At 41.5% G+C, this 14320-nt stretch carries 5 protein-coding genes; all 5 read right to left on the bottom strand.

Translation table 11 applies throughout. From position 1 onward, the window contains the following. Positions 1-26 precede the first annotated feature (26 nt). The 5 genes from pglZ to brxC all read right to left on the bottom strand — a co-directional run bounded on the left by pglZ (position 27) and on the right by brxC (position 14279). Complete coding sequence (gene pglZ / locus I3X05_RS18495; protein ID WP_337971396.1) at positions 27-2726, bottom strand: BREX-1 system phosphatase PglZ type A; 2700 nt, start codon at positions 2724-2726, stop codon at positions 27-29. Positions 2727-2819: 93 nt separating this feature from the next. Then, entirely contained in the window at positions 2820-4052 is a 1233-nt protein-coding gene (locus tag I3X05_RS18490) for an RNA-binding domain-containing protein (RefSeq protein WP_337971395.1), read from the bottom strand. A 14-nt stretch (positions 4053-4066) separates the two neighbouring features. Then, entirely contained in the window at positions 4067-6733 is a 2667-nt protein-coding gene (locus I3X05_RS18485) for a TrlF family AAA-like ATPase (RefSeq protein ID WP_065091080.1), read from the bottom strand. A 102-nt stretch (positions 6734-6835) separates the two neighbouring features. Further along, positions 6836-10531 carry a BREX-1 system adenine-specific DNA-methyltransferase PglX gene (gene pglX, locus I3X05_RS18480; RefSeq protein WP_337971394.1) on the bottom strand — a complete coding sequence of 1232 codons (3696 nt, stop codon included), beginning with the start codon at positions 10529-10531 and terminating at the stop codon, positions 6836-6838. Between the two features lie 70 nt (positions 10532-10601). After that, positions 10602-14279, bottom strand: a complete 3678-nt coding sequence (gene brxC / locus I3X05_RS18475) for a BREX system P-loop protein BrxC (RefSeq protein ID WP_337971393.1) — start codon at positions 14277-14279, stop codon at positions 10602-10604. Between the last annotated feature and the right edge of the window lie 41 nt (positions 14280-14320).

The raw sequence follows: 14320 nt of genomic DNA, 5'->3' as shown, positions 1-14320 counted from the left end.
TTCTGTCATACAGGGTTCCTAACACCTTAAAAGAAGTCATCTTCTATCGCAATATCGATCGTGACGGAGTGAGGTTGTAGCTCTTGTGTCTTAGTCGGATCGCTGATGTCTTTCATCATTAACTTATAAGATACGGTGCGATCAAATCCCGTACCGTTGAGCATGATCACGACATTTCGCTTTCTATCATCTTGCTTTTCAGAGGCCGCATCAAACATCACTTTCTGTTTGTGGGATACGGGTTGGCCATTAGGGTCAGCAATCCAAATCTCTAGCTCACGAGCTGTGTACTTTTCGCCAACAGCTGCTGCTTGGAAAAGCTCGATTTTATCTGCCATAGAGACAAGACGGATAGGGTTTGAAAGCGGAACAACAGGTACTCGCTCTTTGGCGTATCGTGACTGCAATTTATTTGTAGTCAGTTCTTTGACTTGGATGACTGGAACACAAATTTCTTGTGGCATAATGCCACCGTGAATAAATTTTGCCCCTCCAACGAAGTTAAATCTATTTGATCCACGAGGAACAATAAATTCACCGTCACTGCATTCCGAGTTTACTGTTAAACTCGCTGTGTTGGTCATCTTACCGTGCCAATAGAAGCTATCGTTTGGAAGGCTTTCACCAATGATGTAACGCTTTTTAGCTTCGACAGCGCCTTTTGGTTTGACGGTTAAAGCCGTTCTATCTGAATCGACAACATCGCTGGATTTAAAAATAAAACCATGATCAGCGGTAATCAACACACGACTACCATTTAAGCGATTGATGATACGTTCAATTAACTGCTTGATTTCACTGATAGCTGTTGCACAGGCTTCAAACGTTTGATGCTCTGATTCACCTTTATCTCCAACCTTATCAATTTCATTGTGGTAGATATAGATCACTCTAGCATCGTGAACTTTTTCTCTGCCTTCCTCATTAGTCCAGTTCAGCACTTCTGAGGCTTTAAACGCGATCCCATTGCGCTTAGCCAAAATCTTATTTCGATTGTCTGTACCACGGGCACTGATACCATCGACTTTGTATTCGACGGTTGAGTTGATGTGTGTAGAGATTTCATTGTGTGGTAGCAAAGAAGCCATACCAAGCTGAGTATAGGAAGGTACGACACCAAGTTGAGATTTAATCTCGGAATGAAAGCGCTTTTCATTATTAATTTGGTCACTTATTGCATGTGCAACCTCATAACGAAGTGCATCAGAGATAATGACAAATACTTTTTTGACTTGTGTTGTATTAAAAATGCCTTCGACTTGTCGTCTATAAAACTCATTTTGGTTTGGTACGCCTGAAATCTTCCAGTTATCTAACAGAGACTCTTCATCGACGAGTTTACCCCAAGCGATCGCTAGGTCGTGTAAGTACCAGTCCACATATAGTGTTTCGATATCAGAAACCAACCCTGTTTTTTTCAATATATCAGAGCCATTATGAGCGACTTTTAAAGCATGCTCACAGAAACGTCGGTATGCAGAATCGAACTTATACAAGTCAGTTTCATACGCTCGGTACATTTCTTTGGCAGACGAAAATTTAAAGCCATCAATATACTGCTGCTTTAACGCATAAAACTGTTTGGCAGCTCGAATTGCTTTTAAGATAGCTGCGTAATTTGGCTGATGATGAGTCCAATGTGTCGTTAAGCGATGAGAGATCAACGAATCGACTTCAACTTGATCGAGGTCGCTCAATTGTTGAGCGAGTAAGATAATAAAATGTTGCTCTGCATATTCAAAAGTATCGACACGATGAAGGTGCGTAGGGGACTTAACCATCGACAAGATGTGCTTTATCTCGAATTCTTGCTCTACTTGTTTTGCAAGGGTGTTATATGCATTTGATAAATTTCGATTTTCTCGCATACCCTTAATAAAACTGATCGCTGTCGCTCGTTTAGAGGAGTTAAATGTTCTTCGCTCGGTATAATCGCGTTTACCTGATTCATCTAAGTTGATTGGTAGCAGGTGCTGCTTGAACCTTGCAAAGACCTCGTGATTGCCGTTGATTCCACTATTAAGTAAAGACTGGTAGCACTCTGTGAATAGAAGTTTGGTTACCAAATCGTTTAGGTGAGGTTGAATTTGCTCTGTATCATCAAATTTTTCAACTTGATATCCCATCACATCGAAAGCAAAGCGCCAGAAAGTATCAACCAAGTTGTACTTTTCTAGATCACTGAAAATAGTATTAACATCGATGCCATCTGCAAGCTTTAATAACAGATGGTTCAAGATAGCAGGGAAGGTTGGAGACTCAACTTTAAGTGTCGCTGCTAGTAGTGCTAGTTCCAGCTCTTCCTTATTTGCACTGTGAGGCAGCAACTTCTTCAGGCGTTCACGGCGAACCTTAGCTGTAAAAAAGGCGCGGTAATGGGAAATAACCTGACGAAACTCCATTCTCATGCCGATCTCATTCAGGATCATTGAGCTTGAGTCAGCATAGAAATCCTCGGAGTATAGGCGAATATCATATAACCAATCACGTTCAGGTTTGTTGGTCTCAGTGTTACTGTACAGAACAAATCGGGTGGCTGGTTCAAGTAACTCGACACGTGTCTTTACTTCGAAGTGGGACTTATCATCTAAATGGATGATCTCAATGCCGTCAATAGAAAGCTCATCAAGCTGATCAATGAACTCTTTGTCGGTATCTTGCCAAAATACCAAACGGCTATGTTCAAATTTGTTTAAAAGGCCCTGAGATATTTGGTCTATGTTCATTATTTTTTACCTGAAATTATCATGACCCGAGAAGCAGCAATTTTACTAGCTTGCTATCGGGAACTTCCTACAACTGTGGGGTTTTAAACCTAACTAACGGTACAGTGTTAGTTTCAGATAATCGTCGGTAAGCTGGAATTCAGGCTCTGAAGTTGAGTGTTGCCTCATGAGAGGGATTATTTTAGTCCTTACTCCCATTCCACGCGCATCTACATAACCATAATCTCGCATAACTTCAACTATCAGAGGGTTTCTAGGCGAACGTTGTCCTGCGAGCATCTTTTCGATGGTCATTGAGTTTTGCATAGCTCCTGGACTAGATATTTCGATTCGGTTAGAGTAAACAACAACCTCAATATCAACCATTTTTGTCCAGTCTCGGTGGACAAGGGCATTGATTAGAGCCTCACGAATTGCTTCTTTCGGATAATGCCACTGATTTTCTCGTCTGAAACCACTATCGATGTTGTCAGCTTCTTCACTAATAAAAGGTGTGATTTTGTCAATAAAGCGTTCGATGATCCCGTAGTTAACTTCTTCAAGCTGACGCGTTCCGCCTTCAGTTGTCCATAAACCCACAAAAGGTGCATTTATCACCTCGTCGAGTTCTGCTCGGTATTCCATGCTGTCACCATCGAACACCATAAGTCTAATACCAGATTGCCTTAGGTAGCGCCTCGGAGCAGTTCCGAATAAAAGCAAGCCTGCTATAGTACACACAACCTGATCACCAACACCTTCGACAAGATAACCAAGCCCAAGTAGTCGTGTAATCCACTCTTGTTCGGTTGTTGGCATTTCAGGTTCTTGTAGAATATTTTGGAGATAATCAGTTAGCCGCTCTCTGCTTAGTGAAGCAAAAGAAGTCCCCGCTACGGGTAAAACTTCGGAGTGAAGCATTCCACCACTTTCATACAAGCGAGCTTGTTCTTCTCGACTAGCCAAGCGAGATGTACTACCTAAGCGCACGTAGACGTCTTCACGTTGATTATGTCTTACCACATAGGGTTTGCTAGTTCCTTGGGTTAGAGATATTACAGCGACCCTTTTGCCATCCTCTATTTGTATTTCTTCATAAAATGGCAGAATCATAGGATGAACTTTGGCGGAAAATACAGACGTCATAACCCATTCTTCAAGGTTTTCTCTGTTGATGCCGCTGATAGAGCCATCATCTTCCACACCAAGGAGAATTAGACCGCCGCGCAGATTCGCTAGAGCTACCACTTCTTTGGCAAGTTGTTCTGGTCTGATGTCGTCACGTTTGAATTCAACACCTGAGTTTTCACCGTTAGCAATGATTTCAAGTAGCTCTGTTCTTAACATTTTTTTCTTCCAAGTTATTTATTCGTAACAGCTTTATCGTCAAAGCCATACTTTTTCCGTCTCTGATTGAAAGCAGCTTCACCGCCTTCAAGGATATCGGCGGCTAATTTCTGTATTTGCTCAACATCAATAGCACCTTGCTGACTTTCAGGTATGACACCTTTGTCTGAGTCAGAGCTAATAACTCCTATCCACTCAGCATCACCAAATACAGGGATGTTGGCGTTATGAGTTGCAAAGATAAACTGTCTAGATGTTTTGGCACTACGTAGCTGGGTCACGATTCTATCTGCGATGAAGGCATTGTCCAAGTTATCTTCAGGTTGATCTAGTATGAGTGGGTCATTATTGTCCAAAAGCAATAAATGCAAGATAGCTGTGCATTGCTGACCCGTAGATAAGCTGTCAACATCTCTAAATTGTTCTTCATCTGTATGACTGACGTTCAACTCTATGGACATTCGATCGCTCACTTGTACTTCTTCAAGCATAAGAAGTTGCTGTTCTGTCATTTTGCATAGAGAGGTTGCAACCGTAGGAGTTATCCCCCAACCACAGTTAACCAAGGCATCATGCCCCTCTCTAATCTTTGTTGCGAGATGTGCTGGGGTAAAATCGTTTTCTATTACCCAAGATAGTCTTGCAGCACCGACTTGTTCTAGACGACATCCAAGTAAGTAGTCAACTATGTCTTGCCTTTGAGCCTCGGAGCATAGTTCTAGTTTTACTTTGTTTTCAAGCTTACGGTTTAAGGCTTTGATTTTTCGTTTCAAATCGCTAGCATGTCTAGTTCTTTCCTCTCGTAAATCAGCCATTAAAGTCGCTCGGTTTCTATACAACTCAGTTAGCAATGTGTTTCTTGTTGCTAGTTGCTGCTGCTTAGGTTTGATCTGCTCAATACGAGTTAATATAGATTTATATTCTGCCCCTAGTGCTTTTCCTGATTTTCCATTGTTCGCAGGGATTTTCCTGAAGGCCTTCTCAAGCTCATCCTCCTGAGCTTTAACTTGTGCAGCTACGCTTTCAGTTATTGGAGTACAAGTATTCATTGCAGTTGTTGAGCTTTCTTGTAGCTGCTTGCTAATGGTGATACCTGTATTCTTTAGATCTTCTAAAACAGATCGTAGTTTTCGAAAATCTTCTGCACGAGGTAAGGTGGATATAGCTGTTTCGCTTAGAAATACAGGATCAGGCAGATTGTCATTGATTATCTCAACTAGGGAAGAGAAGCGTAATACTTCGTCCTTAGTTGTTTGAACCAATTGTTTCTCTCGTTCTAAAATAGGAATAATTTTTAATTTTTCTTCTAGTCCTAAGTCTGCGAACAGCTTCGCACGTTCTTGGAGGTTAGGTAGCTGCTCCACTTCTGTTTCAACCGCAGCAATTTCTTTTTGTTGGTCTAGTATTTTCTTTCTATTCTCTGCAATATGCGTTTGTAGACGTTGAGCCATTTCATTTGGCTTTTCATCGGAGATAAATCGTTTGATTAAAACTGTTCGCTGGACATCATCCCGAACCATTTCGTAGATTTCATTTTGCCCATAAATTTCTAAGTCGGGAACCAGCTCAGATGGATGGAACTGAGTTACTTGATTCTGCTCATCGCGGACGACAGGGTATTCACCATATTTTCTAGATACAGTAAATCGACGACCATTTAACACATTGCTTCTGATCGTCAGTTTCACCATCCCTTTATCTTTTCCGAGGTTCTGGTCAATAATTTTTTTATGTTGTTTGTCTGCGGAGCCTGCTTCAAACGGCTTTTTATCTAGAGCATAGCGGATGCACTCTAGCAACGTTGATTTGCCTGTTCCCCGACCTCCAATTATCGTGTTTAGATGTTCTGATATTGATATATCAACACCATCTAGATACCCATCTATAAACTCAATACGCTCTATAGCTGAAGCATGATTTTCAGGCATGTCGGAATGGAGCCTTATTCTTGACTCTGGGTCAACGAATGCCATTTTGAATGCACTAAAGGTAGGTGTTGTCATCTTGATAAAGCAACTAGCACCAGGTTTTCTAAGATCATCTGGTTTTGCCACATCGGCTGCATTTATGACGGCTATCTTAGGCGTTTTTTTATAGTCAGGAAGCTTGTTTTGAATTGCTTTTCTGTAAAAGTCATCTTCGACACCCTTCAGATCTTCTATCGACCCAGGGATTTGAGCAGCTAGTAATCCAGAATGCTGCCAGATATGATGCATCCGTCTTTTTAATACACCATCATCATTGGTTGAATGTGCCGCATAGATAAAACCACCCAGCTCAGTTACTTTGTCGATGAGTTGAATGGCTCCTAGTCTAGACGGAGAAACACCATCGGTAGGATCTATAAGATCTAAGCTGCCGAGAATTCTATTCAGCTCTGTGGATGTTTTGCATTCATCAAACAGACAAACAAAGTGAATTTTTTCGCTAGATGCAATTTCAAACCCAGGAAAAACGACGATACCATGTGGCTCCAGTACATTTTTTAGTGACGCAATTTCAGCAACATTACCGTGGTCTGCGCAGCCTATAATTTTGATACTTTCTTCAAGGCAAGCTGCTAAGATAGCTTGATTATACTCATCTTCTGATTGACTTTGCTGCTCTCCCCGATACTTGATGTAACTCGCAGGGTTTACTTGCAGAGCACACTTCCAGTATTGAGCCTTATGTTCACTCATCGAAATCTCCTTCACTTACATCCTGCATGCAATTATTACATAAAAACCGCAATAGGTAGAGCAGGCTACTGTAGATATAGCCTGCTCTATCAGTTACTTAAGTTATTCTGGATTTTTACCATGAATCGCTTTGACATCTGCGAGTAGGTTACCGAACTTACCGTAGTTAACTTTTACTCCGTCATCTAGGTCGATAGAAATCTTCATTTCTGCTAAGTGCTTCAACTCTTCATCGAAGGCACGAAGTTCGGACTGTTTCTTCTCGATTGATTTCAACTCTTTATCAATACGTCGCTGCTCTGTGCTACTCGCGTTTGTGCGGCTTTCCGTTAAGACCGAGTGCTGAGTTTCCAGCTTACCCATCAATGGGGTGACATACTCAGTACGCATACGGGCAAGGGTACTTTCATTGTAACGATGCAAGTACACCAAGCATTCAAAGGCCTTTTCTTTGCCTGAGCTAAATAGCCAGTAAATAGGGCGTTTTTTATACGTTTTTAAATGGTCTTTGTAGAACTGAGTCGAGAAGTAACGACGAATCGTCTCCATCGAGCTTTCATTTTTCTTTGGCTTGATCGCATCTAAGCACAAACTTTCGGCCACAAAATCGAGGTTTTCTTGCAGGTGTTTTTCACCCCAAACCGTTTTGACGAAATCTCGGAAGAGGCTAGTTGCATCGTCATCGAATAACCATTCTTCGGCTGCTAATGGAATGATCCCATCATCATCAGCAGGGAAGGTTTTGTATGCGCCTTCTGTTACGAGTTCTTTGAATCCTTTGTTGCCTGAATAGGCGTAAACTAAACCGTCTCGGTCTAGAGAAAACCTGCCCATGGAGCAGCCCACAGAAAATGATAGACATTCTTTAACTAGGCTTACAATTTGTTTCTTATTGATTACTGATAAATCTTTTACATCTGCAAAACTAAAATATTTATTTCTGTCCAGACTGATATATGCTAAGTCAACACCTATCTCTACTTCATTTTTGAGACCGTAGTCGGAAATGAGGATATTATTAATTGACTCTTCTAGCGATTTAATTTCTAGCGTTTTGGTTTCCCAATATCGTATGAACTCTTGGCATTGCTTTTCTAGCGACCCTTCCTGCCTTGGTAAATTAAAAGTAAAGTCCCAAGAAGTCTCATAGCTATCATAGTCAGCCTTCGATATGTCTACGCATTTTTTTGCCAGCCCTACTAATTCGTCGCTAGCACCTATATTGATGGGTAGCTTTCCTACAGGACCTTCATGGAAATCTAATGTGGGACTAATAGTAAGGTTGATTGGATTTATTACGCTAGAGTTAAGGATAGCGAGGGCTTTAAATTTGGTTTTTTCGTTGTCAAAGAAACAAATGGCACCTTTAGTTTCTGATATAAATCCAGAAGGAGAATATCTCATGGTCATTCCTGAAGAAGTCAGTGTTGACCAAGTCAATCCACTCTTAAAGTAAAAAGGAATGTTCTTAATAGTTCGTGTAGGAGACCCGTATAAAGATGCTGCGAACTCTAACAGTTCAGCACCGTCATTTTCCCAATTCACAAGATAGTCATGATTACCATACCATTTTTTGAATCCTCCTCCTTTTTGGCATGGAAACCATTTTCGCTTGGACAGCGCCGCTTCCTCGTGTGATGTTGCATTAAGGCATACATTTCTAAAGTTTACTTCATGCCAGAGTCTAAGGAATCGATTGTTGTCAGATGTCGCTAGCCCTTGCCTTGGTTTCGCAAAGTCTGCTAGTGCGGGAAATTTCTTAAAACAACGCCTTAAGTCATCTGTCACCCAGTATGCAATGGTGCTACCTGGGATAGCCCGAAAATCACCTTGTTTTGTATGTGCATGCAAACTCAGCTTGTTAAGCAATGCTAGTTTCTTACCTGTTTCGTTACCTTCAATCAACCGAAGAAACGAAGGGATAAATCCATCAATATGCGTTTTTTGTATCACCCAAGCTGTAGTTTGAACGACTTCTCCTGAAATTTGTCCAAATGCTCGAGGTCCCAAGTGGGCCATAGTTATGAAGGTTTTAGTGTCTATCAATGACTCACGTAACTTTTCGAAGCTTGATAGAAACATCCAAGATTGCATATTGACTTGAGCATTAAAACCATTCGCATCAAGAACATCAAAAGCTCGTTCCATAAATAGAGAAAATAAATCACTCTTGGAATTTGGAAAGTGATTCTTAGCAAAAGTTTTTAAGTTAAGATTCATCCCTTTCTGACCCAAATATGGTGGATTTGCAACGCATATACTATACTTTTCCGCTAAGATTTCAGATTGTTGAACTACAAGGAGTAATTTTTCACAAGCGTCTCGTACAGTAGGGCTGGAATCTTGCAATTTATCTTTTAGTACAGACTTTAACTTTTTCAGTATTTCAAGATACTTATTGTCAATATTGATCAAGGAACCGAGATTTTTACCGTCAATGAATTGTTCTTTTAGGTATCGTAGTAAATCTAAGTACTGTTGGTTTTTGGCAGATGTTTCGACAAAAACTGATTGTTCTGCAAACAAATCTTCCATCGAACCAGTTTGCTTGTTTTCATCCAGATCTAAGTCTTTCCATAATTGGTTGATATCCAGATGTTCAGTTGACTGGATTGAGTGAATATTTAGTTGAATGCGATTGTCTTCAACGCGGCTAAAGATACGGCGATCATCTTCGCGAGCCTTCATTAGTACAGCGAAAGCGGCCATTTGTGCAGCACGATCATCGATATCTAAACCATAGATATTCTTAGTAAGGATTAACTCAGGAATTTCACGTAATCGGTAACCACGCTCTAGGTAAATCTCACGCAGCACTTCATACACTTCAACCAAGATATGACCACTACCACAAGCAGGATCGAGGACTTTAATTTGCTCTGGGTCGATACTGGTAGGCGTAATTGCCTTTAGTTGCTCAACTACGTCATCACTTTGCTCGGCAGGAGTGATGTAGTATTCCATTTTATCTTTCAGCTCAGAGTCAGGGTAGGTGGCTAACCACTGGCGACCAAGTGAGTTTTGAACTAAATACTTTACGATCCAATTTGGAGTAAAAAGCTGTGTCGCAGCTGGAATGTCTTCTTTTTTTACAACTTTACCTATAACCGCATCTTTGTGCTCTGAAATGTAGAATTGGTACAGCCAACCGATGACTTCGATTTCTCGCCAGTTATCTTCAGGTACTTCATTAACCAGTTCTTTTAGAATCGAGTCGGTTTTAGTCAGATTATCTGGCAGTAGCAACTCGGTGGCATCATCCAGTTTCTCGAACATGAATGGCATGATTTTGCTGAGCTGGTGGCATTGAGCGAGCAATAATTCACGATACAGCTCTTCTTCTTTGTCGCCAGCTAATAGCATTTCTACGATGTCGGATTTATTTAATCCCAAATCCTCTGCCACATCAGCGGCATGAGCTAAGATTTCAAAGCCTTGGCCAAACTCCGCATCTACTTCTTTACTCAGCATACGGAAGCCATGGTCAAGATAGCCATTCACTTCCATGAAACGAATGGCCGTAAAACGGTTAAACCAGGTAAACGCCATTTCGTTAATAAATTGGTTGTAGCCATCTTTACCACCTCCAAGCGCTTCGATTCGATTCACTAACTGTTGACGCTGTTGACCTTGCTTGCGTGTAAAGATACGCCCTTCAATAAGGGTATCAGTTCCTTGTGTCGTGGCTTCACTGATTTTATTTTCGTAAATGCCGAGTACGGCAGCGCGTTTTTTTACTGCATCCATAAAAGCCAAACGGGCTTTCGGGGCATAAGCTTTGAGTTTGTTGGTATTCATTTTATATAACTCGATGGTTTGGCCTGAGCTTGCGCTCAGGCAGAAATTCAATGGTTGTTGGCTGACACTGTTACTTAATGCGTACTTTATGGTTACTCTCAACGAGAGTGACCAGTTTATCGCGCAGCGCTTTCAGGTAATTGTCAACATCTTCGACGGTTTCCATATAAGTCGCCTCAGAGACTTCTCTGTAGACTTCCATCGCATCAATTGCTTGAGTCGGCTTTGCCTTGGGCGCTTTTTCGCGAACAGGCATTGCTTCTGTAGTCGATGAACCATAGTTCGCAGAAGATTGACTCGTTGATGATGGTGATTCGGTGGCTTCTGAATTTGAAGATTGTGCTTCTTGCGTTTTTTTCGCTAGCGCTTGCTGCTGAAGAATGTAGGTGTTCACTGCCTTTTCCGCATCGTTAAACCAATCATCCGCTTCAATAAGCTCGTGCTTAATCTGCGAAACACTGTTTTCACGTTGCACGCGTTTAATTGCGTTCTGGAAAGGCAATAATACTTTATTGCTGATCTCTGCACTTGCTCCAGCGTTTTCAATCAGTTCTTTAACTTCACCAATACGTTGTTCGAGCTTTTTAATGGTATAAGTTTGTTGTTTTTCAATCAGTTGGTTATTGATTGAGGTCAGCGTCTCAACCAGAGGTTGAATATTACGAATATCTCGATACGGTGATGCGTTGTGATAAATAGCAGTAAGTTTATCAAGTGCAGCCATTGCCTCCGCATTCTTTTCAAGGAACGCACGGTTCGCGGAGAAGGTGATATTTAAAGCACGCTCTAGCCCTTGCCAACTTGTAAACTGAGTTTCGTAGAAGTTTTCCAGTAACTCATACTCTTCTTCAAAATCGAGCAGGTCGTTGGTTTTAGCGATGAATTCATCAACGAACTGGAAGCTGGTTTTGATTTCCGTTAAGCCTGATAACAACATAACGCCATCATCGATCTCGTTACCACCAGGGTAATGGCCAGTCGATGACATAGATTTGAATCGTCTCAGTTTAGTCAGCCATTGATTTAACTTTTCAACTGCTGAGTTAAATAACTCTTTTTCGGCGCTAGGAGCGGTGCCAAAGCTAAGATCTTTATACAGCTTCGCTGCTTTTTTCAGATTAGCTTCAGATTGTTGCTTGATACGGCGAATACGCAGGTTCGCTCTTTTTTGAGACTTACTTAGATGTTCATATAAGCCTTTTAACGGGACTTCCTGTTGGTTAGCCTGAAACACAAGTTTATTGGCAAGACCAAGACGTGCCAATATTAGGATGATCTCATCGGTGTTCCAACCATAAGGGCGCTTTGAGAACTTCTTGATGATATCGGCCGCTGTGACTGCGTAACCATGGTCGTCACTTAATGAAACGTGCTGTTCTATTTCAAGAACTGCGAGTGGATTGGCTTCTTCACCTGCTAAGTCGAGGCCAATCTGTGCCGTATCGCCAGCGGCTAAAGTTTGCTGGATTTCACTTAGGATGTTTCCAGGGAATGGTTTGATCAGTTTGAGCTTACCGAAAGTATTTTCAATGATGTAGCGGTAGGCTCCCTCTAGCATGACAGCAAGTGAGCTACCTTTTGCATCAAAGCCAGAGCCAAGCGTGTAAAAATCAGACTCTTTGATGAGTTCTTCGAGATCTCCGACTAATCGCTTGCGACGATTCATGTTCTCGTTGGCTTTATCGCGGCGGATCTGTTCTTGACTCGAGCCTGAGGCGCTACTGCTTTTGCGAATGAATTTTTCCGTCTTAATATAAGTACGAAGATCATCGAATAGGCGAGGGTTATCATTCAGTTTGACAAGAATGCAATCTGATGAAAAGTTTGCACAGGTAGCGTCGTTGTATTCGTCGTAACTGTTGTCGATAGGTGAAACGACTTTCAGCAAAATATCACTGTCTAAATTGCGATCAAAAGGAACACCGTTACAAAAACGAGCCACTGGAAAATCTTGCTTGTTCTCTGGGTAACGGTAGTTGTTGTTGCGACGCAATATCTCGTTAAAGATGATGTTACTCAGTTCGGTTGTCTCATCTGAAGGTTCGATATCGGTCTTCTTAATCGCTTCTTCGATCTCTTTTTCCTCATTAGTCAGGAAAATGTATTCATCGTTTTGTCGAGCAATTAAGTTGTTACGTTCCAGTACCTCGAGACGAGCCTCAATAGCCAGTCGCAACGCGCGTTTATCCTGATCAATTTCGCTGATGCAAAGGGTTACCAAGTTATCAATATTGGATTTCACTTCATCGACGTAACGGATCATAAATAAGGTTTGCAGAACTTGAACTGCAAATTCATCAATGGAAGTTTTGTCTGCGGCATGATTAATGTCACGCACGACAGCATCATCAAGAAACTTCTTAATGGAGTGATAAAAACTGTGAATAGGGATCAAACGACCCACGTTTTTATCGGCAAACTCTTTTGAGGCGATTTGGAAGGCGTCAATCAACGAACGTTCACCACGACTCATGTGTTGCCCTGAAGCACCAGCACGGCTGATGCCTGTGAAGATCTTTTGTACCAAGTTGTATTGGTACGGCACGAATGGATAGGTATTGATGAAATCATCGCTACTTTGATAGTTCGCCATTTCAGCCGCATTGCTTTGTTCAAAACTCAACTGGCTACGAATGATATCGCCTTTGGCATCATAGAGTTCAGACAGGTGACTCTTGGCTTCCTCTGTTTTACTGAGTAGACGTTTTTCGATAACTTCATTCGTATTGGAGCTAGAAAGCGAAATACGTTCAAATCGACCTTGGATTTTGGAAAAATCCTGGCTTTTTGAGCCTTGCATACCGCCAACAATGGAGTCGATATCGGCTTGAGATGTCACGATCACCCAAGCGCGACCACCACAAATTGTTCCGAGATTCTCGGTGATAGTTTGTAGTTTGAGCATCATCTGGGTGTTTTTACCAATAAACTGACCGATTTCATCGACGAAGAAGAGCAAGCGGCGATCGCGATTCCCATCAAGGTATTCTTTTACCCACTTACAGAAATTGGCAATATCCAGAGGGAAGTTTTCTTCAATTTTCTCGACCCACAGCTTAGTGGAATCTAATGATTGACCCGTAACCTGTGCCAGTGCTTCTGCCATGTCATCACGGTAGAAATCATAGGAATCCCGTTGTTCTAGCCAGCTTTCACCTGTGATTGACTCAAAGGCAGTTTGAAAGCCTTCAAACTGCCCACGAGAATCCAGTTCTCGCTCCAAGTGGGCAATATGCGCATGATCGCCTGAGTAGCCCATTTCTTCATTGAATACTTTTAGGAAGACCTTAAGAATCGCATCTTCTTTGTCATCAGTATCGGCTCGGCTATCAATATTGAATAAAATAACTTTGTTGTTTTTCTGGATCGCTTTTTCAATATCACCAACTAGGAATGCATCGTCCTTCAATTTTTCAGAGAAAAAATCAAACGCTGTGCGAGTTGTTTTTCCATCAGTAGCCGACACATTTTTCAAAAGGTATGACAGGATCTTGATGAAGTGCGATTTACCGCTACCGAAAAAGCCAGAAACCCAAATCCCTGATTTGCCAGTGATCGCAGCTTGTTCTGGGTCGTACACAGAGGGCATATAAAATTTAAAAAAGTTCTCTATATGCTCTTTTAGTTCATTCGTGATGACGTATTCATCAAGTTCGACGAAGACGGTTTCATTTTCGGTTTGATCTGCTTTAACAACGCCATTGATAGGGCGAGCGATATCTTTCGTAAAAAGTTGTTTAATCTTCATTCTTTTTCTAACCAACATGCTTATTGTAAGTTTGCAAGTTC

The organism is Vibrio navarrensis, assembly GCF_015767675.1.
Lineage (GTDB): Bacteria > Pseudomonadota > Gammaproteobacteria > Enterobacterales > Vibrionaceae > Vibrio.
The sequence above is the reverse complement of the archived record's forward strand: the minus strand, read 5'-3'. Positions and strand labels throughout refer to the sequence as shown.